We start from the raw sequence: 25,009 nt of genomic DNA, 5'->3' as shown, positions 1-25,009 counted from the left end.
TTCCCACAGCAGAAGGTCAAAGACGCATCTGCGTGGTGTTTGAGCTTTGCTTGTGTGCCGCATTCGCGCGACACGCTCGGCTCCTGACAGATCACCGTCGAAAGGTTCGCCCCGATTTGGAGGCGTTCGCCAATATGACTCGGCTAATTTGGATCTGTGATTCGCGCAACCGCTCCCTTTCAATATCCCACGGATTTCATCTTGACATTCCAGAATAAAGGAATTAAATCCTATTTATCCCGTCCCACAGAGGGGCGGCTCGCGATCGTCACGATACGCGGGGCGGGATGCGGTGGACGCGGCAGCGTCAGGCGCGGATGAGGCAGCAGGGCGGATTCCCCGCAAAGGGTCCGTGAGTTGCCGATGATGCGCTGACGACGACGTTGCCCGGACGGCCCAAGTCGTGTGGTCCTGAAGCCCGTACGTTGGCAAAAGTTGCCCCGGAGAGCCCCGCCCAACCGGGCAGGGAAACATCCTCAGTCGCAACGACGGTGACAAAACAACTCGATCGATCACCGGGGAGAGCACGAAGCAAGCTGTAACCCATTGCGTGCGGAACGCCGGATGTTTTCGGCGTGTTCGTGGTGACTACGCTCGTGTGCTTTTTTTACTTTGCACGCGAGGCTGCGGATGCGTTGAGCATCCGGCGTTCCGCACGCCCTCTCTTTGCAGGGCGACGAAACGTGATTACCCCTCGGGCGCGAAAGCGCGTCGCGAGATCGCGAAACTGTATCCGGAATTTTTTCGTGTGTGAGATGGCTGTCTGAAAAGGGAAGACGTGATGCGCGTCGCGCACCACCTTCGATGTCGTCCCCGCGAAAGCGGGGACAATGTGAAGAGAGATCGTTAACGACCATCCGCCGCGCGGTTGCGCCTTCGGCTGAACACAATTGATCCCTTGCTATCGGCCCGCAACCTGCTAGACACCCCGTATTCGATTTGCGGCCAGCTTTTGTTAAAGCGCCCTTTGGACCTTTTGGGTCCCCTCCGGCTCCTTACCCTAAGACATCGCTAGATTGGATTATGCTCCGCGCGACGTCGTGCGGAATTGCGCATGTACGCGCCTAAAGGAATTGTTTGTTATGACGACTGGTACTGTGAAGTGGTTCAACGGCCAAAAAGGCTTCGGTTTCATTCAGCCCGACGATAGCGGCACCGATGTGTTCGTTCACATCAGCGCTGTCGAGCGTGCTGGCCTGACCGGCCTCGCCGAAGGACAGAAGGTTTCGTACGAAGCCAAGGTTGACAAGATGCGCGGCAAGACCAGCGCAGAAAACCTGCAGATTCTTTGAGACGTGATCCCGGCGGTCTAGCGGCTGCCGGACAGATCGTGTCGCGATAAGAAAAAGAGCCAGGCGCTGTGTTGCCGCGGATGTACCGGTCATAGCAGCCAGCTTTTCGCTCGTTTCACGGATGTAATGAAACGGACGTCACCAAGCCCCGTCAGCAATGATGGGGCTTTTTGCTGTCTCGTCGCGCCAAAATCGAGTTGCAATGTCGCCCTGTCGCGCACAAATTCCGGCGGGGAGATTGCTCATGCTGGCCGAAGCCGAAGTCACCGCCGACGTTTTAAACATTGAGGCGCATGTCGATGTGTTGATCGTGGGCGCGGGATTGTCCGGCATCGGCGCGGGCTATCACCTGCAAAAGAATTGCCCGGGAAAGAGCTACGCCATTCTCGAGGGCCGCGACGCTATCGGCGGCACCTGGGATCTGTTTCGCTATCCGGGCATCCGCTCCGACAGCGACATGTACACGCTGGGCTATTCGTTCAAGCCGTGGACCGAGGCCAAGGCCATCGCGGACGGGCCGCGCATTCTCAACTATGTGCGCGAGACCGCGAACGACAACGGCATCGACCGCAAGATCCGTTTCAATCACCACGTCAAAAGCGCGTCATGGTCCTCGCAGGATGCGCGCTGGACGGTGGAGGTGGAGCGGGGGCCTGCGAAGGAGAGTGTGCGCTTCACCTGCGGCTTCCTGTTCATGTGCAGCGGCTACTACTCTTACGAAGGCGGCTACCTGCCGGAGTTTCCCGGCGCGGATCAATTCGCCGGCCGCATCGTGCATCCGCAGAAATGGACTGAAGACATCGACTACGCCGGCAAGCGCGTGGTGGTGATCGGTTCCGGCGCCACCGCTGTCACTCTGGTGCCGGAAATGGCGAAGACCGCGGCGCATGTCACCATGCTGCAGCGCTCGCCGACCTATGTGGTGGCGCGGCCTGCGGAGGATGCGCTGGCCAACAAGCTGCGCGAACGGTTGCCTGCGAAGCTCGCCTATCATCTGATCCGATGGCGCAATGTGCTGTTCGGCATGTATTTCTTCCAGCTCTGCCGCCGCAAGCCGGAACGCGCCAAGCAGATGATCCTCGGCGGCGTGCGTAATGCGCTCGGGCCGGACTACGACATCGCCACGCATTTCACGCCGCGTTACAATCCGTGGCAGCAGCGGCTGTGCCTCGTGCCGGACGGCGACCTGTTCAAGTCGATCAAGGACGGTCGCGCCTCGGTGGTGACCGACACCATCGATACGTTCACCGAAAAGGGAATCCGCCTTGCGGACGGCCGCGAACTTGAAGCCGATCTGATCGTGACGGCGACCGGGCTGAACTTGCAGGTGCTCGGCGGGATGCAGGTCAGCGTGGATGGCCGCAAAGTCGATTTCGCGCGAACGCTGAACTACAAGGGCATGATGTATTCGGATGTGCCGAATCTCGCCTCGTCGTTCGGCTACACCAATGCTTCGTGGACGCTGAAATGCGATCTCACCTGCGAATACGTCTGCCGCCTCATCAACTACATGGACAAGCGCGGCTACAAACAGTGCACGCCGCGCAATGTCGATCCCGGTGTGACCGAGGAGAACTGGCTCGATTTTACGTCGGGCTATGTGCAGCGCTCGGTGGCAAAGATGCCCAAGCAAGGCTCGAAGCGGCCGTGGAAGTTGTACCAGAACTATGCGCTCGACATCGTCACCTTGCGGCTCGGCAAGGTGGACGACGGCGTGATGGTCTACGAGTGACGCTGCGATAAGGAATCCCCGATGAAGTTTCTTCCGTTCGTGCTTGGGCTGATGCTGCTTGCGTCGCCGCTGCATGCAGATACACAGGCTGTCGGCAGCAAGGTCGTCGTCAAGCCGGTGCTATCTTCGACGGTGACGTCGAGCGGCCAGCCCATCGTGCTGCCCCAGAAGGACGCGCAGGTCATCGTCTCGACGTACGAGATTCCGCCCGGCGCAGTGCTGCCGAAGCACAAGCATCCGTTTCCGCGTTATGGCTACGTGCAGGCGGGGACGATCGAGGTGACCAACATCGACACCGGCAAGACCGAGACCTTCAAGACCGGCGATTTCGTTCTCGAGGCCATCGACCAATGGCACTTCGGCGCAAACAAAGGGAAAGTGCCGGTGAAACTGCTGGTCATCGACATGGTCGAGAAGGGCCAGGGCAATACGGTGTTGCAGAAGTAAGCCCGCTCACATGTGACGGCGGAGGAACGCGCCCGCACTGGCCAGCGCGCGCCGGCCGGGTTCGAGATGCGCGTTCCACAGCGGCCAGGCGTGGATCATCTCCGGCCACACCTCCAGCGTGACATCGACGTCGGCGGCTCCGAGCGCCGCCGCAAAGCGCGTGGCGTCGTCGAGCAGCGTCTCGTGCGAGCCGACCTGAACCAGTGTCGGCGGAAAGCCGCGCAGATCGGAAAACAGCGGCGAGATGCGCGGGTCGTTGCGTGCAATTCCCGCAGGCACGAAGGCATCGGCGAGTTCGCCGAGATAGCCCTTGTGAATGATGGGATCGACCGCATCTTTCGTCATCAGTGAACTGCCGGACATGGTGAGGTCGGTCCACGGCGAGGCCAGCCACGCGCAAGCCGGATGCTCGCCTTGCGCGCGTAGTTCGTTGATCAGCACGGCGGTGAGGTTGCCGCCGGCACTGTCGCCGCCGACGGCGATCTGCGACGGCAGATAGGCCTGCTGGTGCAGGAAGCGCCACGCCGTCATGGCGTCTTCGTACGCGGCGGGAAACGGATGCTCCGGCGCAAGGCGGTAGCCGACTGCCAGCGTGCGGATTTTCGCCGCGCGTCCTGCCTCGGTGACCATGCGGCGATGGCTGAGGATCGAGCCCGAGCAATAGCCGCCGCCGTGGAAAAACATCAACACCCGCGACGTATCGCTGCCGGGCGCGAGCGACTATTCGGCCTCAACGCCGCCGAGATCGGCACGTGTAAGGGTGATATCCTCTGCGACGGGCCAGACCGAGCCGATCTCGTCGAGGCGCTCGCGCCGTGCGGTCCAGCCGACAGGGCGGGCTTTCGATGTCAGCAACGCGCGGATGGCATCGATTTCCGGGTTGGACATGGGATGTGTTCACTCCGCTTTGGCCGTCTCTATTGAAGCATCTGTGAAACCATAAAATCCAGCCCTCTGCAGGCATTGCCTTCCGGCTTCGGAAATCCCATTCTCCCGGCCCGATTTCCAAAAACAAGAAGCTAAAGATAAAGCGACATGACCTCATCCTCCCGCGACCGCCTCGAACAAGCCCTTCTCAAGATTGCCGATCCTGCCGGGGAAGGCGCACGCGCCTGCCTCACGGTCTATGCCGACGCGGCCCGCAAGGCCGCCGATGCCGCCGACGCCCGCAAGAAATCCGGCGGCACGCTCGGTCCGCTCGATGGCGCGATCCTCACCATCAAGGACCTGTTCGACGTCAAGGGCGAAGTCACCCGCGCGGGATCGAAAGTGCTGGCTTCGCGCGGCAAGCCTGCGACATCGGATGCCGCCATCGTGACGCGGCTGCGTGAGGCGGGTGCGGTGATCGCCGCGAAAACCAACATGACCGAGTTCGCCTATTCGGGCCTCGGCGCAAATCCTCACTTCGGCACGCCGGGCAATCCTGCGGATCGCAAACGTGTTCCGGGCGGCTCATCCTCCGGTGCGGCCGTCGCGGCGGGTGACGGCATGTGCGAGATCGCCATCGGCACCGATACCGGCGGCTCGACGCGCATTCCCGCGGCGTTCTGCGGCGTGGTTGGCTACAAGCCGACCGTGAAGCGGGTGACGCGCGAGGGCGCTTTTCCGCTGTCGTACTCGCTGGATTCCATCGGTCCCGTCGCGCGCAGCGTCGCGGACTGCGCCAATGCCGATGCCGTGCTGGCGGGCGAAACGCCGTCACCGCTCAAGCCGCCCTCGCTCAAGGATGTGCGCGCAGGTTTTGTGCAGGGCTATCCCATCGAAGGATTGGACGAGACTGTCGGCAAGGCCTATCCGCAGGTTTTGACGAAGCTCGCCGCGCACTGGAAATCCGGCGCGGACATTACGCTCGCTGCGCTGGACGTCATGCACGCGATCAACAACCGGGGCGGCGTCGCGCCGCCGGAAGCCTATTCGGTTCATCGCACCTTGCTTGCCGAGGCGGGCGAGGGTGTCGATCCGAACGTGCGGATGCGTCTGCTGCGTTCGGAGAACGTCAACGCCGCCGATTACATCCAGAATTTGCGCGATCGTGAAAAAGGCATCGCGCAAATGGATGCCGTATTCGACGAGGTCGATGTGCTGGTGATGCCGACGGTGCAGATCGTCGCGCCGACCATCGACGAGGTCTCCACGACGGATAATTTTACCAGGCGAAATGTTCAGGCGCTGATGAACACCTCGATCTGGAATTTTTTCGACACTTGCGCGATCTCGCTGCCGATCAGGCTCGGCAACGCGCTGCCTTGCGGGTTGATGCTGGTCGGCCGCCACGGCGACGACCGCAAGCTGCTCGCCATCGCTGCCGCTGTGGAGCGGCAGTTGGAGGCGTGATTCTGAAAGGCGGTCGGCTTAGCCGACCGCCGCCTTCAGCGTACCGATGCCGTCGATGCCGCATTCGATCTTGTCGCCGGGCTGGAGCGCTGCGACGCCGGCCGGCGTGCCGGTCAGGATGATGTCGCCCGCACCGAGCGAGACCTGCAATGAGAGCTTGCCGATGATCTCGGCGACGTTCCAGATCATCTCGGACAGATCGCCCTTCTGTTTCTCGACGCCGTTGACCGAAAGCCAGATCCTGCCCTGAACCGGGTGGCCGATCTCGGCGGCGGGGCGCAACGCGCCGCACGGCGCGGAGAAGTCGAACGACTTGCCGATTTCCCAGGGCTGTTCCTTCTTGCGTGACGCCATCTGCAGGTCGCGGCGGGTGAGGTCGATGCCGACGCCGTAGCCGTAGACATGGTCCAGCGCCTTGGCCGGATCGATGTTGGCGCCGCCGCTTTTCAGCGCGACAACCAGTTCGACCTCGTGCTGGAAATCCTTGGTCAGCGATGGATAAGGCACCGTCGCGCCGTCGGCCGCGATCATGTCGGCGTGCTTGGCGAAGAAGAACGGCGGCTGGCGCTCGTCGTTGCCCATCTCGCGGATGTGCTCGAGATAGTTTCGTCCCACGCACCAGATGCGGCGCACCGGAAAGGATTTCGATTCACCGGCGACCGGAATGGAAGGCTGCGGATGTGCGGGAATGACGAAGGGTGCGCTGGCGCTCATGACAGAATCCGGGGTCTGGAAGGAAACACGGGGCGGGAAAGCGATCTCGGGAAAAACGATCTTACGCGCTGGCGGCGATGGGGGCCAGCGGGTTGGCATCACGATGCTGCAAACGGAAGAACGACGCGTAGCGTCCGCCGCGCCGCAGCAGATCGTCGTGGCGTCCGGTTTCGACGATGACGCCGTTCTCGACCACCAGAATCTGGTCGGAATGCATGATGGTGTGCAGACGGTGCGCGATCACGATCGTGGTGCGATTCTGGCAGAGGTGTTCGATGGCTTCCTGCACCTGCTTCTCGGACTCGGAGTCCAGCGCGGCCGTGGCCTCGTCCAGCAGGATGATCGGCGCGTCCTTCACCAGCGCGCGGGCAATCGCGATGCGCTGGCGCTGGCCGCCGGACAGTTGTGTGCCGTGTTCGCCGACCGGCGTGTCGTAACCGAGCGGGAAGCTCATGATGAAGTCATGGGCGCAGGCGGCTTTCGCAGCGTCCACGATCTCGGCTTCCGTGGCGCCGATCCTGCCGAAGGCGATGTTCTCGCGGATGGTGTCGCGGAACAGGTAGACGTCCTGTCCGACATAGGCGGTCTGCTGGCGCAGCGAGCGCCGCGACACATCGGAAATGATCTGGCCGTCGATCACGATGGCGCCGAACTTCGCTTCGTAAAGCCGCAGCAGCAGCGCCAGCACCGTGGATTTTCCGCCCCCGGACGGGCCCACGAGAGCCGTGATCTTGCCGGGCTCCGCGACAAAGCTCATGCGGTTCAGAACGGTCTCATCGCCCCGATAGGCAAATGTCACGTCGCGGAATTCGACCTTGGCGTCGGTCAGTTTCAGCGCGGGCTTGTCGCTGTCGTCGGGTTCGCTGGCGGGGCTGTCGACGATTTCGAGCAGCTTGCGCGCGCCGATCAGGTAGCTGTTCAGCTCGATATTGAGACGCGCGAGGCGCTTGGCCGGCTCATAGGCCAGCAGGAACGCCGTGATGAACGAGAAGAACTGGCCCGGCGTCGCGCCGGTCGCGATCACACGATAGCCGCCGTACATCAGGCAGCCCGCGATGGCGATGCCGCCGAGGGTTTCCATCAGCGGGCTGGACCGGCTCTGGACGCGTGCCATCTTGTTGGCGTTGGCCTCGACCACGCCGATGCTCTTGTCGATCCGCGCCTGCATGGTGTCTTCAAGCGTGAAGGCCTTGACGGTGCGGATGCCTTGCAGGGATTCCTGCATGGTCTCGAGAATGTCAGCGGTTCCGGTGAACTGGTCGTGCGCGAGATGCTTGATCCGGCGCACCAGCTTGCGGATGAAGAACAGCGCAGGTGGCGCGATCAGCAATCCGAACAGCGACATGTACGGGTCCTGAATCACCATCACCGCGGCGAGCCCGAGCAGCGACAGGAAATCGCGGCCGACCGCGCTGACGAGAAGGCTGAGCACCTGCGTGACGGATTGCGCGCCCGCGGTCAGGCGCGCCAGGAACTCGGAAGAGTGACGTTCGGAATAGAAGCCGACATTCTCCCGCATCAGCTTGGCGAACAGCCGCCGCTGGTTATTGGCGAGAATCGCGTTGCTGATCCTGGACAGAATGACCGTATGACCGTAGGTCGCCGCACCCTTGGCCGTGAACAGAACGATAATCACCAGCGACAGCATGACGATGCCGTGAACGCTGCGGTTGACATAGGTCTGGTTGATGACCTCGCCGAGCAGCCACGCCGAGGCCGCCGTCGCTCCGGCGGATACCGCCATCAGCGTGAACGCGACCGCATAGCGCCGCCAGTGCTGGAGGCCCTGCTCGGTGATCAGGCGGCGGATAAGGGCCGCCGCCCCATAGGGATCGTCAGTGATTTTTCGTGGAAGCTCGGTCATCCGCGTTCCATTGACGGCAAGGCGCAACGGGCGCTCCGTCAGGGTTTCTGCGATGTCCGTCTCTTGCCCGCTATAGACCGGATTTTCAAGTGAAATCAGGGCTTTTTGGTCAATTCTACACTATGCTGAAACCGCCTCCCGGCCGTCCCGGAGCCGGTCCGCCAGCAGCTTTTCTTCCCATGCCAGCGCGTGGCGGGCGATGGTGTCGAGGTCGTCGTATTGCGGCGTCCAGTTCAGCGTGCCGCGCATCCGTGCCGTATCCGCGATCATGGTCATGATGTCGCCGGGCCGGCGATCCGCATACTGGACCGCGAAATTGCGGCCCGATGCGCGGCGCACGGCTTCGATGGTTTCGAGCACCGAATAGCCGCGGCCGTAACCGCAATTCAGGGTCGCCGAAGGGCCACCTTGTTCGAGATATGTGAGAGCGGCGCAATGCGCCTGCGCCAGATCGGTGACGTGAATGAAATCGCGAACACAGCTTCCATCGACGGTCGGATAATCCGTCCCGAACACGTCGATCTTGGCGCGCTGGCCCGTCGCGGCCTCGACGGCGATTTTCAGGAGATGCGTTGCGCCGACAGTGGCGAGACCGATCCGGGCCTGCGGATCGGCGCCGGCGACATTGAAATAGCGCAGCACGACGTAGTGCATGCCGTGTGCGCCGGCGACGTCGTGCAGCATGATCTCGGTCATCAGCTTCGAGGAGCCGTAGGGCGACAGCGGACGCGTCGGCGCTTCCTCGGCGACGGGCGTGTGATCCGGATTGCCGTAGACCGCCGCGGTCGATGAAAAGATGAAGCGGCTGATGTTGCATTTGACGGCGGCGTTCAGGAGATTGCGCGTCGTCATGGTGTTGTTGCGATAGTAACCCAGCGGATCGCGCAGCGAATCCGGCACGACCACCGAGCCCGCGAAATGGATGATCGAGCTGACATTGTGCGCGGCGATCACACCCTCGACAAGGTTTTCGTCGGAGACGTCGCCGATGAACAGCGGCACGCCCTCGGGCAGGAACTGCGAGAATCCGGTGGAGAGATTGTCGACGACCACGACACTTTCGCCGGCGTCCACCAGTGCGCGGACGGTATGGCTGCCGATATAACCTGCGCCCCCGGTGACCAATACTGTCATGGCATCCAACCTTGCATCGTTTCTGCGCAATCAAGTCCGCCGCGCCTGTTGCGCGGAATGTGCCGCGAAACTGTTGCCGGAAGCTTGCAGGTCAACGATGGAAATGGGGTATAAAGCCGGGCTTTTTCGGCGAATCCCTTCGCTTTTCCCGCTGGAAACCGCTTTATGGTTTCCAAAACGTAACGCGCATTCAAGAGTTTCAGGCTGACCCCGCCGATGCACGGTATTCTGTTCATCAAGACATCATCGCTCGGCGATGTGGTGCATCACATGCCCGCCGTCACCGATGCGCGCCGGCAGTGGCCGGATGCGCGGCTGACTTGGGTTGTTGAAGAGGCATTCGCGCCGCTGGCGCGGCTTCACCCGGCTATCGACGAGGTAATTCCCGTTTCGACACGGCGCTGGCGCTCGCGGTTGTTGCAGCCCGCAACGTGGAATGAGATTTCGGCGTTCAAGGCGCGCCTGCGATCGGTCAATGCGGAGAAGGTCATCGACACGCAGGGTCTGATCCGTTCCGCGTTGATCGCAAAAGCGGCGAATGGCGAGCGTCACGGCTACGATGCATCGAGCATCCGCGAGCCGCTTGCGTCGCGGTTCTACGATGTCACGCACACAGTCGCGCGGGCTCAGCACGCCGTTGCGCGCAACCGGCTGCTGACGGGATTGAGTCTCGGTTACTCGCCTGACGCAACAATTGATTATGGACTGGTCAAGCCGGCGACGGATGGCGGTGCGCCTTATGCGGTGCTGCTGCACGGAACGTCGCGCGCCGCGAAGGAATGGCGCGAGGTGGACTGGATCGGCACCGGCAAATGGCTGCGCGGGCAGGGCCTCGATGTGGTGCTGCCGTGGGGATCAGAGGCGGAACGCCTGCGTTGTGCGCGTCTCGCCGCTGCGATTCCCGGCAGCCGCATTCTCGAACGTCAGCCGCTCGACGCGACGGGACAAGTGATCGCGAATGCCGCGCTGGTCATCGGCGTGGACACCGGACTGCTGCATCTTGCGGCGGCCTACAGCGTGCCGCTGATCGCGGTATTCCTCGCGACCGATCCGGGTCTGACCGGCCCCGTCGGTAACGGTTCGATCACAGTGGTCGGCGGGAAGGGCTTCTATCCGTCATTTGAGCGCGTTATCGAAGCGGCGCAAAGCTACCGTTGAGGGTTTGAAGCGCCGAACTATTGCTTCGCCAAAATCTCTTCGACAAAGCCCGAAATATCCTCGCCGGAAAACAGGTAGCCGTTAATCCCCACCGCCATGCCAGCATCGAGGTCGCGTTGCTTGTCGCCGATCACGAAGCTGCGGTCCCTGTCGACCGGCCAGTGCTTCATGAGGTCGAGGATCATGCCCGGCTGCGGTTTGCGCCAGTCGCATTCGCGTGTGTACGCCGGAACCGTTCCATCGGGATGATGTGGACAGTACCGGAAATCGTCGATGCGTGCGCCGTCGCGCGCAAGCTCGCTGCGCATCCACTCATGGAGCGCGCGGACGTCATCCTCGGTGAAAAAGCCGCGCGCGACGCCCGACTGGTTCGTGAAGACGAAAACGAAGTAGCCCGCGTCATTCAGTCTTTTGATTGCGGGGGCGATGCCCGGCATCCAGCGCAGCCTGTCGCGGGTGCCGACATAGGCATCGTCCAGATTGATGACGCCATCGCGGTCGAGAAACGCCGCAGGCTTCCGCGTAGACGTGCTCGTCATTTTATCTTCGTCGCGCCGATCAGCGCCTGTTCGACCTCGTCACAGATCGCGTGCAGCGCCATCATGTGAATTTGCTGGATCACCGGCGTGTCATCGCTCGGCGCGATGAACAGATGATCGCAGGAGGCGCGCAGGCTTTCACCCTTTGTGCCGGTGAAGCCGACCGTTGTGACGCCAAGATCGCGCGCCGTGCGAAGTGCGGCGAGAATGTTCGGCGAGCGACCGGATGTGGTCAGCGCAAACAACACATCGCCGCGACGGGCGAGGCCTTGCACCTGCCGCGCGAATATCTGCTCGAAGCCGTAATCGTTGGCGATCGCGGTCAGCGCGGAGGTGTCTGTCGTCAGTGCAATCGCGGCCCAGCCGGGGCGCTCCTGCTTGTAGCGGCCGACGATTTCGGCAGCGATGTGCTGGGCGTCGGCGGCGCTGCCGCCATTGCCGATCAGCAGCAGCTTGTGTCCGCCCTTCAGGGTATCGGCGACCGTGCGCGCAATCGTATGCGTCGTCGCAAGCAATTCACTGCTCTGCGCGGCCTTGGTCAGCCCGTTAAGAGAGCTTTGAAAATGTGCTGCGATCCGATCCTGGCTCACATGTCACCGTGTTCGTTCAAGTTGCAGGTCAGTGGTAGTCACGGCGCGATACCGGCGCAAGAGCGGCCAGCGCGCGATACTTAACGTGCAGCGCCGGCTCCGGCCGCCGCCATCACGCCCTGAGCTGTCTCCACGACCTGCGATGCCGGGATGTCGCGCATGCAATGATGGTCGTTCTGGGTGCAAACGGGGCGGTGGCAGGGCTGGCAGGGCAGGTTGGTCGCCCGCTTGATGGTGGCGGCGAGGCCGTTCAGCGGCGCCCAGTGATAAGGACTGGTCGGGCCGAAAATTCCGATAGCAGGCGTGCCGATGGCAGCCGCGATATGCATCAGGCCGGAGTCGTTGGAGATCACGGTTTTGGCCGCGGCCATGGCCATGATGCCATTGCGCAGATCGTTGCCGGTGAGGTCGCGGACCCGCGGTCCGGCAACATTGACGATCTCGGTGGCGATGGCTTTTTCACCGGGACCGCCCACTACCCAGACGTCGAGACCTTGTTCGGCGAACATGCGGGCCGCCTCCGCATAATAGGTCCAGCGTTTTGACGACCCGACCGATCCCGGTGCCAGCGCGACTGCGGCGCTCTGGCCGAGATTGTTGGCCTGCCGCCACGCCGCGACTTCCGCCGATGGCACCACGAGCTGCGGCACCGGCCATGCCTTCGGCAGCGGCGCATCGGCAGGCAGGGCGAGGGCGGCGTTCTTGTCGATGAACCGAGGCATCTTTCGCTCGCCCCAGCGCCAGTCGTTGATCAGTCCAAAGCGGACTTCGCCGACAAAGCCGGTCCGTTGCGGAATGCCGGCGAGCGTCGGTGCAATGGCCGACTTCCAGGTCCGGGGCATCACCAGAGCGGTGCCGTAGCCGGCGTCCCGAAACTGTTTGGCCAGCGTCCACTGCTTGGCCAGGGCAAGCCGTCCACGGGGCAGGTCCCAGACGATGCCCCTGCGGACGCCGGGCATGTAATCCACCAATGGCGCGCAGAGGCTCGTAACCAGCAAATCGACCGGTCGGTTCGGCCAGCGCTCCTTTAGGACACGCACCACGGTGTGGCCCCGCACGAAATCTCCGATCCACATGTACGGAATGACCAGAACCGGACTGGTTTCCGAGGGATCGGGCGCAACCTGCAAGTCGCTTAGAAATGAATTTATATTCATTTATTCAAGGCTTTGCGGCGAGTTTTCGTGGAACGGGTAGAATTGTGCACGATCAGCCGGTTACCGCGTCACCTGCGCGGCGTCCAGTTGCGTTTTTTGGAGCCTCATAACCAATTCAGGCCTTCACCACGCTTGTGGACGTGAGTTGCCTGCGGGCCGCGACTGAGGCAAAGGTGACCCGCATCAATCGGGCGGGATTCCTTCATGCTGCTGGTGACCGGTGGAGCCGGTTTTATCGGGTCAAATGTCGTCGCCGCGCTCAACGATGCGGGCCGCGCGGACGTGGCGGTGTGCGATTTTCTCGGGAACGACGGCAAATGGCGCAATCTCGCCAAGCGCCAGCTCGCCGACATCGTTCCGCCGGCGGAACTGATGCAATGGCTCAATGGCCGCAAGCTCGACGCCATCGTGCATATGGGCGCGATCTCGGAGACCACCGCGACCGACGGCGATCTGGTGATCGAAACCAACTTCCGCTTGTCGATGCGGCTGCTCGACTGGTGCACGGCGAATTCCGTTCCGTTCATTTATGCCTCGTCCGCCTCGACCTATGGCGACGGCGAGCAGGGATTTCGCGACGATGCTTCGCTCGCGGCGCTGAAGATGCTGCGGCCGATGAATCTCTACGGCTGGAGCAAGCATCTGTTCGACATGGCGGTGGTTGAGCGCCTCGCGAAAGGTGAGAAGATGCCGCCGCAGTGGGCGGGTCTGAAGTTCTTCAATGTGTTCGGGCCGAACGAGTATCACAAGGGCACGATGATGAGCGTGCTGGCGCGGCGTTTCGACGACGTGAAGTCCGGCCGCGTCGTGCAGTTGTTCAAGTCGCACCGCGACGGCATTGCGGACGGCGATCAGCGGCGCGATTTCATTCACGTCGATGATGTGGTGCGTGTCATCATGTGGTTGCTGGCGACGCGGTCCGTGAATGGCATTTATAATGTCGGCACCGGCAAGGCGCGCAGCTTCCGCGACCTGATCCTGGCCGCCTACGGTGCACTCGGGGCAAAGCCGAATATCGAATACATCGACATGCCGGAACAAATCCGCGGCAGTTATCAATACTTCACGCAGGCAGAGGTCGATCATCTGCACGGCGCAGGCTACAATGGCGGCTTCACGGCATTAGAGGATGCCGTCGGCAGCTACGTCAGGGATTTTCTCGACCGGCCCGATCGCTACCGTTGATCGTGCAACAGGGATACAGGCGTTCTCATGTTCGATTTTGACGCGCTGTCGCAAGCGATTGTCCGCCAGACCGTGCTGTGCGTCGGCGATCTGATGCTGGATGAATTCGTCTATGGCGAAGTCTCGCGGATTTCGCCGGAAGCGCCGGCGCCGGTGATCGCGGTCCAGCGCAGCGAAACCAATGTCGGCGGCGCGGGCAATGTCGCGCGCAATATCGCCTCGCTGGGCGCAAAATGCATTTTCGTAGGGCTCGTCGGTAGCGACGTGGCAGGCGACACGCTGAAGGCGGAACTCGCCAAAGAAAAACTCATCGAGCCAATTCTGGTCATCGATCCGTCGCGGCCGACCACGCGCAAGGTGCGCTTTGTGTCGGAGCATTTCTCGACGCATATGCTGCGGGCCGATTGGGAACTGTCGGCGCCGGCATCGGAGGCCACCGAGAAAAAATTGATCGATGCCGTCGTGTCTGCGCTGCCGCGGGCGGACATCGTGCTGCTGTCGGACTATGCGAAGGGCGTGCTGACCGCGCGGGTGATCCGCAACGTCATCGATGCCGCGCGCAAGCTCGGCAAACGCGTCATCGTCGATCCGAAGAGCGCCAATCTCGCGATCTATCGCGGGGCGACATTGCTGACACCGAACCGCAAGGAATTTGCGGAAGCCACACGGCGGCGGATCCAGTCCGATGCCGACATCGCTGATGCTTCGATCGAGGCGCTGCGGACGGCTGACGCCGAGGCTGTTCTGGTCACGCAAAGCGAAAACGGCATGACCCTCGCGCATCGCGACGGCACTCTGATCCATATCCCGGCGCAGCCTGCGAAGGTCCGCGACGTGTCCGGAGCGGGTGATACGGTGGCCGCCGTTCTGGCGGTGACGCTGGCCGCGGGAACGGACTGGGACACGTCGCTCCGCTGCGCGACGGCGGCTGCCGCTGTTGCCGTCAGCAAGCCGGGTACGGCAACAGTGTCAGTTGCCGAGTTGCGGCGGAAGATTCTGCCGCACGCGTCGCTCGCCGCCGAAGAGAAAATCGCCTCGGATGCCGACGATCTCAAAACGCACCTCGATGCGTGGCGCAAGCAAGGGCTGCGCGTTGGCTTCACCAACGGCTGCTTCGACATCCTGCATCCCGGCCACGTGCGTGTCGTCACGCAGGCGCGCGCCGCGTGCGATCGCCTGATCGTGGGCCTCAACAGCGATGCATCGGTGCGGCGTCTGAAGGGACCGGAACGGCCTGTGCAAGACGAGCGCGCACGCGCCGAAGTGCTTGCGGCTCTCGAGGCGGTCGATCTCGTCGTGATCTTTGAACAGGATACGCCGCTGGAACTGATCACCGAGATTAAGCCCAGCGTGCTTGTGAAGGGCGGCGATTACAGCCGCGAGCAGGTGGTCGGCCACGAAATCGTCACGGCAAACGGCGGCGAGATCGTTCTTGTCGACATTCTGCCGGGGCACAGCACGACCTCGCTGGTCAAGCGCGCGCGCGAGAACCGCGCATGATCGCGAACGCGTCGAGCGGGATTGGCATCGCGCCTTTCGTTCGGCGCAACGCGGCGGCGTGGACGAGGGCGGCGGATATCGCGGTGGTCCTTCTGGCGGTTTCGCTGCCGTGGTCGACCTCGCTTGTGGCGATCTTTGCGGCGGTCTGGCTGCTGCTGTTGATCCCAACTATCGATCTGCAGGATTTTCTCGACACGATGAAGCGGCCGGCCTGCGCCATTCCGCTGCTGTTTTTTGCGCTCGCCGTCGTCGGCACGCTGTGGGCGACAGATACGCCATGGGCCGCCCGTCTGAAGGGCATCAGTCCGGTCGCCAAGCTGTTGGCGATCCCCGTGCTCATCTATCATTTTGAAAGGTCCGGGCGCGGCCTGTGGGTGGCCCTCGGATTTCTGGCGTCATGCACGGTCGTCATGCTGATGTCGTGGCTGAGTTTTGCCGATCCGCGTCTGTCGTTCGACCCGACGCGCGCCATCGGCGTCCCGGTCAAGAACTACATCTCACAGAGCCAGGAATTTGCGCTTTGCGCCTTCGGCGCCTTTGGGGCGGCTGTTTATGTGTCGAGAACGAACCGGAAAACGCTGGCGATGTGTCTGATGGGGCTCGGCGTGGTCTTTCTTGCCAACATGATTTTTGTTGTAAGTTCGCGGACTGTCCTGGTCTGCATCCCGGTGCTGTTTGTTGTTTTCGCCGTCATGCATTTCAAGCGTGGTGGGGTCCTGATCATTATGGCGGCTGTCGTGGCCGCGGGTGCGATCGGCTGGATGTCGTCGCCCTATCTGCGTGAGCGTACCTCCAGAGTGATCACGGAATATCAGGACTATCACGAGAACAACGCCGTCACCTCGACGGGGCAGCGTCTGGAATTCTGGCGCAAGTCGATCAGGTTCATCGCGGAAGCGCCCGTTGCCGGACATGGAACTGGCTCCACAAGAGGACTCTTTGAGAAGGACGCCATCGGAAAGACCGGCGTTTCGGCGGACGTGATCGGCAATCCGCACAACCAGACCCTGAACGTTGCCGTTCAATGGGGATTGATCGGCGTCGTCGTTTTGTACGCGATGTGGTTCATGCACCTGAAATTGTTCGTCGGCGCAACCGGTCTCGCCGGATGGATCGGCCTGGTCGCTGTGACGGAGAATTTTGTAAGCTCGTTGCTGAACTCCCATCTGTTCGATTTTACCGAGGGCTGGATCTACGTGCTGGCGGTCGGCGTCGCGGGAGGCGTCGTCGGTCTGCGAAGACCATCGACAACTGATGCGGGACAGGCGTAGCCATGGCCATGCCCCGAATCAGATTTCCGCGCCTCACCTGGCGAAACGTCCTGATTATCATCCACGACGTCTTGGCGACGATCTTCGCGGTTATTGCGAGTTTCTATCTGCGCTTTGAAGGCAGCGGCCTTGTGGAGCGCTTGCCGCTGCTGCTGAAGATACTGCCTTACTTTATTATTTTCAGCATCATCGTCTGTTACATCTTCAAGCTCACCACCACGAAGTGGCGGTTCATTTCGCTGCCGGATTTCTTCAATATCGTGAAGACGTCCACGGTGCTGGCGATGATGTTGCTGGTGCTGGATTACATTTTTATCTCGCCGAACATCTACGGCACATTTTTCTTCGGCAAGACGACCATCATCATCTACTGGTTCCTGCAGAATTTCGCGCTTGGCGGCCTGCGCGTTGCCTATCGCTATTTCCGCTACACCCGGACGCTCAATCAGGCGCGCAATCTCGATGCGTCGCCGACATTGCTGGTCGGACGCGCCGCCGATGCAGAGGTGCTGCTGCGCGGTATCGAAAGCGGCGCCGTGAAGCGGACATGGCCGGTTGGCGTGCTGTCGCCGTCGATCTCGGATCGCGGACAATCGATTCGCGGCATCTCGGTGCTTGGCGGAATCGACGATCTCTCCGATATCGTCGCTGATTTTTCACGCAGGACGAGGCCCATCGAGCGCCTCATCATGCTCCCCTCGGCCTTCGAGGCCGATGCATCGCCCGAGTCAGTGCTGACGCGCGCCCGGAAACTCGGACTGGTGGTCAGTCGCTTGCCGTCGCTGGAAGGTGGCGGAGAAGCGCCGCAGCTTGCGCCGGTAGCGGTGGAAGACCTGCTGCTGCGGCCCAGCGTCAAGATCGACTACCAGCGGCTTGAAACGTTCGTGAAAGGAAAATCCATCGTCGTTACCGGCGGCGGCGGGTCGATCGGCTCTGAAATATGCCGCCGCGTCGTGACGTTCGGTGCATCGCGCCTGATGATCGTTGAAAATTCGGAGCCTGCGCTGCACGCGGTGGTGGAGAGCCTGAAAGAAAAATTTCCGGCGGCGGTTGTCGAAGGCCGCATTGCCGACATTCGCGATCGCGCGCGCATCACGCATCTTATTACCGAATTCAAGCCGAACATCGTTTTTCATGCCGCGGCACTCAAGCATGTTCCGATCCTGGAGCGCGACTGGGGTGAGGGCGTCAAGACCAACATCTTCGGCACCGTGAATGTGGCGGATGCGGCCGCGAGCGCCGGCGCCGATGCCATGGTGATGATCTCGACCGACAAGGCCATCGAGCCGGTGTCGATGCTTGGCCTGACGAAGCGTTTCGCGGAAATGTACTGTCAGGCGCTTGACCGCGAATTGATGAACCGGGCGAACGGAAAGACCCCGATGCGGCTGATCTCCGTCCGCTTCGGCAACGTGCTGGCGTCGAACGGTTCGGTGGTGCCGAAATTCAAGGCGCAGATCGAGGCCGGTGGTCCCGTCACCGTGACGCATCCGGATATGGTCCGCTATTTCATGACCATTCGCGAAGCGTGCGACCTTGTAGTGACGGCTGCAACTCATGCGCTGGGCCCCATCCGTCCCGATGTTTCCGTCTATGTCCTGAACATGGGACAGCCTGTGAAGATCGTCGATCTTGCCGAGCGCATCATCCGGCTGTCCGGCCTTCAGCCGGGTTATGACATCGAGATCGTGTTTACCGGCGTGCGGCCGGGCGAGCGTCTGAACGAAATCCTGTTCGCACATGAAGAACCGACCGCGGATATCGGTATTGCTGGCATCGTTGCGGCGCGTCCCAACGAGCCTCCGCTCGATACCTTGCAACGGTGGTTGTCCACCTTGGAGAAGGCTGTCGGAAGCGAGCAGCGCAGCGTCATCGTGGGCGTGCTGACGGACGCGATCCCTGAATTCAAGAACGGGGCTGCGTAACCTTAGCGAAGCGGTTCGCGCGGCCGTGAGAACCGACTGAGCACGAGAGCCACGCCGCTCACGCCCAATGCGAGCGCCATGCCCTCGACATAGGCTGATTTCAGCCAGATCGACAATGCGGCAAGGCCCGCGAGAACGACGTTCAAAACGAAGACTTCGCCGACGACCTGCATCACGCTGAAGCCGTTGTCGGTCGCTCGCTGATAGAAATGCGAACGGTGCGCGATCCAGATCTTCTCACCATTCAGCAGGCGTCTGAAAAGCGTGATCGTGGCATCGGCGAGATAATATAACGGGAGCAGCAGCGCGGCGATCAGATGACCGCTTCCTGCGAGTTGAAGCAGACACCATCCTACCAGCAAGCCGACCGGCAGGCTGCCGACGTCGCCGAGAAAAAGTCTGGCAACGGGCCGATTGAAGGGTGCAAAGCCGATCATCGCGCCGCAGAGCGCGAGCGCAACGAGCGTTGGGCCCGGAGGCAACTGACCGTAAAGGCCGAATAGCGCCAACGCGACTGTGACGGGAATGGTCTCCGCGACCGTGATCCAGTCGAGACCGTCCATGAAATTGACGAGATTGACGAACCATAGTCCACCGACCAGCAACAACGCGCGCTCTATCCAGACGGGCAAGGACGGGACGAGATGAAATTCTGCAGGAAGAGTCGCGAGAACCACGCCGACTGCGACCGCTTGTAGCAACAAGCGAGGCGCGACGGGCATCGTCCGCAAGTCATCATATGCGCCGACGAAGGCGAGGAGGACCGTTGCCGCGCAAATCGTCAGCAATACCGGATCAGCAACTGTACCGAAAAAAGTTATCGAAAGGACGATCGATGACATCACTGCAACGATCACTGCGACACCGCCGCCCTGCGGCGTCGGCACGACGTGCGACGACCGCGCATTCGGCCGCGCCAGCGCGTAACGCATGAGCAGAGGGCGCAGCAAGACGATCAGCAAGGCGCAGACGACGCAAGCCGCCAGTGCGATTGCTATGGGGTATAAAGTCATCATGAAACGAGGGTCATCCCGTCAGCGCCTGATGCCGCGCGCCGGCGGCAAGTCTATCGAAACCGCAATGGTCTCGCACAAGGCGCTGGTGCCTCTTTAATCAAACTCGCCGCAGGTGACAACGCTCCCGGAATGCGTGGTCAATTCGTGAGCGCTGATGGAGTCATCCGATCTTTAACGGGCGACGGCGCTTCTCAGAGGCTTGCCGAAGCGTTAGTAAGGGACCGGGCCAGTCGGGGAGTGAGCCTTGATTTTCATTCGATCGCTGCAGGTGTTGCTGGCAGCCTTGCTGCTCAGCGGATGCACGTTCTTTTTCGATGTGCAGGATGGCGGCGGCACTCAGTCGGCGCCCGATGCCCGACAGAAACGCGTCATTGCCGACCAGGTTTACAAGATTACCGAACAGATGAAGTTGACGGGTGTCGCGGAAATTTCCGATGTCGGAGCAAATGAGGCGCAATCAGGTCCGGAAAAATGGACGGTGTGCATGCGTTCCAATTTTCCGACGGGATGGCGCTACTTCGCATTTTTTCTGAAAGGGGAGACGGTGGTTAATTGGCGGCCGGCCGTTATCAACGATGGATGCGAAGCGCGCAGCTTTGCCCCCCTTGCGCAGTCCGGATAGATCGCCGCCAACACCGTCACGCTCGCGCGGATTGCCGCAGGCATTTTTCGTAGAGCGCCACGATGGCAGCGCCGATGCTTTGCGCGGACATTTTTTCCACGACGAGTTGACGAGCGGCCGCGCCATAGCCGGCTCTGAGTTCTTTCGACAAAGCGAGCTTTTCAATCGCGTCGGCCAGCGCGGGTGGGTCCTCAATCGGCACCAGCAGGCCCGTACATTCATGGACAACGATTTCCCGAGAGCCGGGCGCATCGGCGGCAATCAGCGGCCGGCCGTGTGCTGCGGCTTCGAGCAGGCTTTTCGGCAAGCCCTCGCGGTGTGAGGGAAGCGCCGCGATATGCGATTGCCGCCAGAGCGACGTGATGTCCTCGACGTGGCCGAGCCATGTGATGCCGGGTTCGTTGCTCCACTGGCGTGCTTCTTCCAGCGACACCGATGCAGGATTGGCCGGATCAGGCTCGCCGGCGATGAGCAGGTTTATGTCGGCGCCACGCGCGCGAAGGATGCGCTGTGCGGCAACGAGCGCGCGAATGCCTTTGTCGGTCAGAAGCCGGCCCGCGAAGCCGACGGTGACCGGGCCATCGGGCTCAGGAAGAGGTGTCAGCATATCTGTGTCGACACCGGAGCCCGGAATGAGCCGGATATTGGCGGAGGCGATGCCCATGCCTTCCAGAGTCTGCTGATCATCCGGATTCTGGACGAGGGTGGTCGAGTTGTCGCGATTGAGCAAAAACCGAAGTACGGCCGAGATCATGAAGCGCAACGTCTGCGCGCGGGCAGAGGTTCCGGTGAATGCATAGCCGAGGCCGGTCATCGCATTGACTTGCGGTATCGCCATCCCAAGCGACGCGAGGCCGCCGAGGACGCAGCATTGCAGGCCGGAATGATGAAGCAACTGCGGCTTGATCCGCTGTTGAATGGCTCGGATGGCCCTTATCGATGCGATGGCGTCGATGGAAGAGCGGCTGCCGCGCCTGAGCGATATGGGATGAAGCGTGAAGCCTTCGGCGCGGATTGTCTCGGCCTGTGTCGATACGTTTGTTGCAACGTGGACATCAAAGCCAGCCGCCCGCGCGGCGCGTGCCATGGGCAATCGATGCTGGACGAAAGCCCAATCCTCGTTTGCGAGGTAGAGCAGCACTTTTCCGGAGGTCAGGTTCACGAGCTGCGGCGTTCGTTTCTCGGCGTTAGTCGGGTTTGTCAGGCCGTATTGCATATCACCGGGAGCTTGGGAACTCGCGGCTAACGCGCGACGGATCTAAGTTATTGTTTTTGTTTAATTTTCAAAATTGGGTTCGTTTTGCAAAATTGCTTTTGCAGAAGCCCGATTGATTAAGAGCTCTCGTAATCGGCGAGGAGCTTCTTGCGAGCCATGTAAGCGCGCGCCTCGTAACGCTGCAACGAGGCGATTTTTCCCAGCAATTTACTGTGGCTTTGAGGATTTGCGACATCGAGCAGTTCAGCGTGCAACTTCGCCCGCGCGGCCCGAATGCTCTGCAATGTGTTGACGTTTTGCTCCAATTCCGCGCGGGAATCTGTGGCGCTGTTCGCCCGGGGGGCTGAGGTGCTCTTTGAAAAGCCGTGGCAAAGCGCGTTCATTTTCGAACGCGCTTTGCCTTGTTGTGTGCGCGGCCCGGTGCTCTTGGCGGCATTTTTCCGGTTCGCGGCGATTTGTCGTTGCGATGCCATTCCCTGTTCCGAGTTTTAGCGCTGCGGTGTTTTATCGGCGGCTTTGGCCTCCGCAGCCCTGCGTGCAGCACAGCGCTTCTCAAGATTGTTGAGAATCTGCATCGAGCGCTTCTGGCCCGATGCAATCAGTCGGTCGAGAGTGAGGATATCCGGCAACGCCAGCGCAAGCGTCGCAGCCTCGATCGAATAATCTTCCATGTCGCAGCTGCCGATGACGTCTGCCTGGAAAACGCGATCCGAGAAGTATTTTGCGGTTTTGTTTTCGATATAATGACGCGCGATGGGCTCGGGCACCTTCACCTCTTCACGATCCTGAAACATGGCGAAGACGTTGCGAATCGCAGCGCGCTTCTTATTCATGACGAGCTGCATACGGCTGAACTGATAGCGCCGGATTTCGACGTTCAGAATCGTCACTTCATAAACCTGCAGGGCCTCGACAAAGGTTTCAGCGCCGACGGCTTCTGCGTACCAATCGAAGAGGTCTCGGAAGTCATCGTCCTTTTCATCAAACAGCAGCGGCGGCCAAATGAACAAGTCTTCAATGACCTTCGGCCACCTTTTCCGGGGCTTGTTCGGGGCTTCTTCTGCCGGCGTCGCCGGCGGTTTGAGGTGCTCGTTCATGATTCAGCTCCTGTAATTCAGGCAGGAAATCCGCCCGACACTGCACAGGATCAAAATCCGACTTCGGCTTAAATCGACATCTATGGGAATAATTGGGTAGGGCACTTCAAGCCCTGTATAACTATCGAAGGAAGATGTTTCCCGCTTTCCGCACGATGGAATCCGGTTTCAACTCTGCCGCAGAACGCTCTTTGAGAAGCACGTTCAAGGCCGGCAAAACGGCATTCACAAAATCTTTAAACTCGCCGCGTTCCGGGTATTTATGACCTTCGGCGGTGGAGTCGGCTTCCGAGACCCTCTTAATACCCGGACGATACCGCCGGAAGATCAAGCCAAGCTTCATAGCCAGCACTTCATAGGCCTCTATCGGAGGACGGCCTTTGTCCCGGCGTGACTGGATATCTTTTTGCGCCAAGACCGCAGCATTTTTGAGCCGTTCCTCGGTTGGCTCTTCAATCGAGCCATCCGGAGAGGAAATCCGCAACATCACATCGGCCCTGAAAGTGCCGGGCTTTTCCTGCTCGCGCTGATAGTAGCGTGCCAAAGCTCGATCGACGGACCCGGGCAGCAGAGGGCTAAGCCCCAATGCCGGATGCATCTCAATCTCCCTCAGAGTCGACAGTAGTACCCCAGGCGCCATGGCGCTCGAGGTTGAGAGGGCTCCGATAAAGCTAGCGGTAATCTCATCGAGCACTTCGTTGATAGTTTTTTTGATGGGCTCATCGAATGCGCCACCGTGATCGCCAATCCTGCCGTGTTCTTCGTGGAAGCGTAGCGCCTGCAAGACGTTATCAACATGATCAGACAGCCATGCACGAATTCGCGCAGCGGAGATGTGGAGGGAGACCTGCTCAGTCAGTTGGGGGTCGTACAGCGTGGACATGAGATAGGCTCAAGGTAAGGAGGGTTACGCCGCTCCAGGGGAATTCCAGCCAGATGGCCAACTATTCCAAGCGGAAATTTGAGTGAATTTGGTTATCCACACCAGTATTTGAGCAGACGGCCCGTCTTAGAGGTGGGTGTGCGAACTATCAGTCGTAAGGGGATCAGAACTGACCACGGTCAATGGCGTTGGTTCTGAGGTTACCAGATCTTCTCGATATCAATTCGACCGTGTATCCGCGGGTCTCTGTAAACTCAAAAATCCGATCCGCTTTGTTTGTAGAAGTGGTCGGGCCGAACAAGCTTTTTTCTCCGCACCAAACCTCTCCCGTTGCGTATTTCAAAACAAAGGAGCCTTCGGGCACGTCCTGTTCCAATGATTCGCCACCGCGCAGATAGAACGCCATTACCGGTCGCGTTGTGCGGGCATCCTCTAGCTTGATGAAGTAATACCCACCGGGACTTGTCCTGATGGTTAGTGGGGCGACGCGGGCAGAGCGATCGTAGCTAGCATAGAGCCCATTGGAAGGTTGAGGATAGCCAGCACAGACGTCGGCTGGCGCGGTGGCCGGAGTCGTTTGCCCACTTGGAATCCATCCCGTCAGGGCGGATGGTCGTACGGCGGCGAGCAAAGCTAGTCCGAATGCGAGCGTGATTAGATAGCGTCTTGAATAAACGTAGCGCAGAACGCGCTTCCCTCTAGATTCCGGCAGGCTTGATTGGCATTTGCCACAATGGGGCAGCTTGTTGACGCCATAAGCAGCAACACGATTAACGGCCCCGCACTTGGAGCAGGCGATTTGATTGATGGGGACGGGGAGCATTAGCCCGCTCATTGCAGGCAGTTTTGGACAGCGAAAGCGCATTGCTCGCCACCCGTTAGAATTCCACCCGTGGGTCCCGAATAGTTTATTCGACTGACGCGACCTTCATTTATTACGACGTTCACAGTGCAAAAGCGTCGGCTAGCGGTCGCGCTGCCGATACTGGTGGTTGTTGAATTGCCGGTGGCGGAAAACGTATTGCCGTGTCGCGAGCCATCAAAATCGCTGTTGGTCCGCGAATATCCCGTGCCGACCGCCGTCACACGATCGTTTCCAGAAGAGTATGACCATACTTCGGTCGATCCCTCGGCAGCTCGGGACGCTGGTGGCCCCATGCAGGCAAGAACTTGTTCTTTGCTGAGGCCCTGCATTTTTTCTTGAGCAGAATTTGCCACGACAGCACGCTGAACTGAACATCCTGACAATGCCGCGCTGATCGCAAACACCATCAATAATTTGAAATCTAACATTTTGATCCCGAGGCTAAGGCTCGTTTGCAGAAGTCGTGGA

Annotated in this window: 23 protein-coding genes and 1 pseudogene; 10 read left to right on the top strand and 14 right to left on the bottom strand. The window is 60.8% G+C overall.

Features of this window, described 5'->3' with window-relative positions:
- Positions 1-1,082: 1,082 nt before the first annotated feature.
- From AC07UB_RS15355 to AC07UB_RS15345, 3 genes are all read left to right on the top strand, one after another.
- Positions 1,083-1,292: a cold-shock protein gene (locus tag AC07UB_RS15355; RefSeq protein ID WP_426527188.1), complete on the top strand. Its 210-nt coding sequence runs from the start codon at positions 1,083-1,085 to the stop codon at positions 1,290-1,292.
- A 244-nt stretch (positions 1,293-1,536) separates the two neighbouring features.
- A complete protein-coding gene (locus AC07UB_RS15350) occupies positions 1,537-3,024 on the top strand; it encodes a flavin-containing monooxygenase (protein WP_494654609.1) in 1,488 nt (495 codons plus the stop codon).
- Positions 3,025-3,045: 21 nt separating this feature from the next.
- Positions 3,046-3,471 carry a cupin domain-containing protein gene (locus AC07UB_RS15345; protein WP_494654611.1) on the top strand — a complete coding sequence of 142 codons (426 nt, stop codon included), beginning with the start codon at positions 3,046-3,048 and terminating at the stop codon, positions 3,469-3,471.
- 6 nt (positions 3,472-3,477) lie between these two features.
- Here the strand turns inward: AC07UB_RS15345 and AC07UB_RS15340 are convergent.
- Positions 3,478-4,359 (bottom strand): annotated as a pseudogene (locus AC07UB_RS15340) (alpha/beta hydrolase).
- 147 nt (positions 4,360-4,506) lie between these two features.
- Between AC07UB_RS15340 and AC07UB_RS15335 the strand changes: the two are divergent.
- Positions 4,507-5,805: an amidase gene (locus AC07UB_RS15335; RefSeq protein ID WP_494654613.1), complete on the top strand. Its 1,299-nt coding sequence runs from the start codon at positions 4,507-4,509 to the stop codon at positions 5,803-5,805.
- An 18-nt stretch (positions 5,806-5,823) separates the two neighbouring features.
- Here the strand turns inward: AC07UB_RS15335 and AC07UB_RS15330 are convergent, their stop codons facing one another.
- The 3 genes from AC07UB_RS15330 to galE form a co-directional block, all read right to left on the bottom strand.
- Positions 5,824-6,519 carry a fumarylacetoacetate hydrolase family protein gene (locus AC07UB_RS15330; protein WP_494654615.1) on the bottom strand — a complete coding sequence of 232 codons (696 nt, stop codon included), beginning with the start codon at positions 6,517-6,519 and terminating at the stop codon, positions 5,824-5,826.
- Between the two features lie 61 nt (positions 6,520-6,580).
- Positions 6,581-8,383, bottom strand: a complete 1,803-nt coding sequence (locus AC07UB_RS15325; RefSeq protein ID WP_492790318.1) for an ABC transporter ATP-binding protein — start codon at positions 8,381-8,383, stop codon at positions 6,581-6,583.
- 120 nt (positions 8,384-8,503) lie between these two features.
- Positions 8,504-9,517: a UDP-glucose 4-epimerase GalE gene (galE, locus tag AC07UB_RS15320; protein ID WP_494654617.1), complete on the bottom strand. Its 1,014-nt coding sequence runs from the start codon at positions 9,515-9,517 to the stop codon at positions 8,504-8,506.
- A gap of 216 nt (positions 9,518-9,733) precedes the next feature.
- Between galE and waaC the strand changes: the two genes are divergently transcribed.
- Positions 9,734-10,675, top strand: a complete 942-nt coding sequence (gene waaC / locus AC07UB_RS15315; RefSeq protein WP_494654619.1) for a lipopolysaccharide heptosyltransferase I — start codon at positions 9,734-9,736, stop codon at positions 10,673-10,675.
- A gap of 17 nt (positions 10,676-10,692) precedes the next feature.
- On the opposite strand, the gene AC07UB_RS15310 is transcribed toward waaC, so the two are convergent.
- The 3 genes from AC07UB_RS15310 to waaF form a co-directional block, all read right to left on the bottom strand.
- Positions 10,693-11,214, bottom strand: coding sequence for a D-glycero-alpha-D-manno-heptose-1,7-bisphosphate 7-phosphatase (locus AC07UB_RS15310; protein WP_494654621.1), 522 nt, complete (start codon positions 11,212-11,214; stop codon positions 10,693-10,695).
- Positions 11,211-11,804: a D-sedoheptulose 7-phosphate isomerase gene (locus AC07UB_RS15305; protein WP_494654623.1), complete on the bottom strand. Its 594-nt coding sequence runs from the start codon at positions 11,802-11,804 to the stop codon at positions 11,211-11,213. The genes AC07UB_RS15310 and AC07UB_RS15305 overlap by 4 nt, the downstream gene beginning before the upstream one ends.
- 80 nt (positions 11,805-11,884) lie before the next feature.
- A complete protein-coding gene (gene waaF / locus AC07UB_RS15300) occupies positions 11,885-12,961 on the bottom strand; it encodes a lipopolysaccharide heptosyltransferase II (protein WP_494654625.1) in 1,077 nt (358 codons plus the stop codon).
- A gap of 204 nt (positions 12,962-13,165) precedes the next feature.
- Between waaF and rfaD the strand changes: the two genes are divergently transcribed.
- From rfaD to AC07UB_RS15280, 4 genes are read left to right on the top strand one after another with little or no spacing between them, the layout of a single operon-like run.
- Positions 13,166-14,146, top strand: a complete 981-nt coding sequence (gene rfaD / locus AC07UB_RS15295) for an ADP-glyceromanno-heptose 6-epimerase (RefSeq protein WP_494654627.1) — start codon at positions 13,166-13,168, stop codon at positions 14,144-14,146.
- A gap of 27 nt (positions 14,147-14,173) precedes the next feature.
- A complete protein-coding gene (rfaE1, locus tag AC07UB_RS15290) occupies positions 14,174-15,646 on the top strand; it encodes a D-glycero-beta-D-manno-heptose-7-phosphate kinase (RefSeq protein ID WP_494654629.1) in 1,473 nt (490 codons plus the stop codon).
- Positions 15,643-16,917, top strand: a complete 1,275-nt coding sequence (locus AC07UB_RS15285) for an O-antigen ligase family protein (protein ID WP_494654631.1) — start codon at positions 15,643-15,645, stop codon at positions 16,915-16,917. The genes rfaE1 and AC07UB_RS15285 overlap by 4 nt, the downstream gene beginning before the upstream one ends.
- A 2-nt stretch (positions 16,918-16,919) precedes the next feature.
- On the top strand, positions 16,920-18,842 hold the full coding sequence (locus tag AC07UB_RS15280) for an SDR family NAD(P)-dependent oxidoreductase (protein WP_494654632.1): 1,923 nt from the start codon (positions 16,920-16,922) through the stop codon (positions 18,840-18,842).
- Positions 18,843-18,844: 2 nt separating this feature from the next.
- On the opposite strand, the gene AC07UB_RS15275 is transcribed toward AC07UB_RS15280, so the two are convergent.
- A complete protein-coding gene (locus tag AC07UB_RS15275; RefSeq protein WP_494654633.1) occupies positions 18,845-19,858 on the bottom strand; it encodes an MraY family glycosyltransferase in 1,014 nt (337 codons plus the stop codon).
- A 244-nt stretch (positions 19,859-20,102) separates the two neighbouring features.
- Here AC07UB_RS15275 and AC07UB_RS15270 point away from each other — a divergent pair, with 244 nt between their 5' ends.
- Entirely contained in the window at positions 20,103-20,480 is a 378-nt protein-coding gene (locus AC07UB_RS15270) for a hypothetical protein (RefSeq protein WP_494654634.1), read from the top strand.
- Between the two features lie 16 nt (positions 20,481-20,496).
- Here the strand turns inward: AC07UB_RS15270 and AC07UB_RS15265 are convergent, their stop codons facing one another.
- The 6 genes from AC07UB_RS15265 to AC07UB_RS15240 all read right to left on the bottom strand — a co-directional run bounded on the left by AC07UB_RS15265 (position 20,497) and on the right by AC07UB_RS15240 (position 24,969).
- The gene (locus AC07UB_RS15265; protein WP_494654635.1) at positions 20,497-21,642 is read right to left on the bottom strand and encodes a glycosyltransferase family 4 protein; all 1,146 of its coding nucleotides are present in this window, start codon (positions 21,640-21,642) and stop codon (positions 20,497-20,499) included.
- Positions 21,643-21,812: 170 nt separating this feature from the next.
- The gene (locus tag AC07UB_RS15260; protein ID WP_494654637.1) at positions 21,813-22,169 is read right to left on the bottom strand and encodes a hypothetical protein; all 357 of its coding nucleotides are present in this window, start codon (positions 22,167-22,169) and stop codon (positions 21,813-21,815) included.
- A gap of 15 nt (positions 22,170-22,184) precedes the next feature.
- Positions 22,185-22,793 (bottom strand): hypothetical protein, encoded by a 609-nt coding sequence (locus AC07UB_RS15255; RefSeq protein ID WP_494654639.1) that lies wholly within the window; start codon positions 22,791-22,793, stop codon positions 22,185-22,187.
- 121 nt (positions 22,794-22,914) lie between these two features.
- Positions 22,915-23,676, bottom strand: a complete 762-nt coding sequence (locus AC07UB_RS15250; protein ID WP_494654641.1) for a hypothetical protein — start codon at positions 23,674-23,676, stop codon at positions 22,915-22,917.
- A 163-nt stretch (positions 23,677-23,839) separates the two neighbouring features.
- Positions 23,840-24,082: a hypothetical protein gene (locus AC07UB_RS15245; protein WP_494654642.1), complete on the bottom strand. Its 243-nt coding sequence runs from the start codon at positions 24,080-24,082 to the stop codon at positions 23,840-23,842.
- 425 nt (positions 24,083-24,507) lie between these two features.
- The gene (locus AC07UB_RS15240; RefSeq protein ID WP_494654643.1) at positions 24,508-24,969 is read right to left on the bottom strand and encodes a hypothetical protein; all 462 of its coding nucleotides are present in this window, start codon (positions 24,967-24,969) and stop codon (positions 24,508-24,510) included.
- Positions 24,970-25,009 lie beyond the last annotated feature (40 nt).

The sequence above is a fragment of the Afipia sp. GW821-FHT04G03 genome (assembly GCF_059419985.1).
This window is presented reverse-complemented; position numbering and strand designations above follow the sequence as displayed.

Bases quoted from the DNA above. Each gene is read 5' to 3' on its own strand.
- AC07UB_RS15335 (WP_494654613.1), top strand. From the start codon at position 4,507: ATGACCTCATCCTCCCGCGACCGCCTCGAACAAGCCCTTCTCAAGATT.
- waaC (WP_494654619.1), top strand. From the start codon at position 9,734: ATGCACGGTATTCTGTTCATCAAGACATCATCGCTCGGCGATGTGGTG.
- AC07UB_RS15330 (WP_494654615.1), bottom strand. From the start codon at position 6,519: ATGAGCGCCAGCGCACCCTTCGTCATTCCCGCACATCCGCAGCCTTCC.
- AC07UB_RS15260 (WP_494654637.1), bottom strand. From the start codon at position 22,169: ATGGCATCGCAACGACAAATCGCCGCGAACCGGAAAAATGCCGCCAAG.
- AC07UB_RS15245 (WP_494654642.1), bottom strand. From the start codon at position 24,082: ATGGCGTTCTATCTGCGCGGTGGCGAATCATTGGAACAGGACGTGCCC.
- AC07UB_RS15240 (WP_494654643.1), bottom strand. From the start codon at position 24,969: ATGTTAGATTTCAAATTATTGATGGTGTTTGCGATCAGCGCGGCATTG.
- AC07UB_RS15250 (WP_494654641.1), bottom strand. From the start codon at position 23,676: ATGTCCACGCTGTACGACCCCCAACTGACTGAGCAGGTCTCCCTCCAC.
- AC07UB_RS15355 (WP_426527188.1), top strand. From the start codon at position 1,083: ATGACGACTGGTACTGTGAAGTGGTTCAACGGCCAAAAAGGCTTCGGT.
- AC07UB_RS15275 (WP_494654633.1), bottom strand. From the start codon at position 19,858: ATGATGACTTTATACCCCATAGCAATCGCACTGGCGGCTTGCGTCGTC.
- AC07UB_RS15345 (WP_494654611.1), top strand. From the start codon at position 3,046: ATGAAGTTTCTTCCGTTCGTGCTTGGGCTGATGCTGCTTGCGTCGCCG.
- AC07UB_RS15255 (WP_494654639.1), bottom strand. From the start codon at position 22,793: ATGAACGAGCACCTCAAACCGCCGGCGACGCCGGCAGAAGAAGCCCCG.
- AC07UB_RS15325 (WP_492790318.1), bottom strand. From the start codon at position 8,383: ATGACCGAGCTTCCACGAAAAATCACTGACGATCCCTATGGGGCGGCG.
- waaF (WP_494654625.1), bottom strand. From the start codon at position 12,961: ATGAATATAAATTCATTTCTAAGCGACTTGCAGGTTGCGCCCGATCCC.
- AC07UB_RS15280 (WP_494654632.1), top strand. From the start codon at position 16,920: ATGGCCATGCCCCGAATCAGATTTCCGCGCCTCACCTGGCGAAACGTC.
- rfaE1 (WP_494654629.1), top strand. From the start codon at position 14,174: ATGTTCGATTTTGACGCGCTGTCGCAAGCGATTGTCCGCCAGACCGTG.
- rfaD (WP_494654627.1), top strand. From the start codon at position 13,166: ATGCTGCTGGTGACCGGTGGAGCCGGTTTTATCGGGTCAAATGTCGTC.
- galE (WP_494654617.1), bottom strand. From the start codon at position 9,517: ATGACAGTATTGGTCACCGGGGGCGCAGGTTATATCGGCAGCCATACC.
- AC07UB_RS15285 (WP_494654631.1), top strand. From the start codon at position 15,643: ATGATCGCGAACGCGTCGAGCGGGATTGGCATCGCGCCTTTCGTTCGG.
- AC07UB_RS15310 (WP_494654621.1), bottom strand. From the start codon at position 11,214: ATGACGAGCACGTCTACGCGGAAGCCTGCGGCGTTTCTCGACCGCGAT.
- AC07UB_RS15350 (WP_494654609.1), top strand. From the start codon at position 1,537: ATGCTGGCCGAAGCCGAAGTCACCGCCGACGTTTTAAACATTGAGGCG.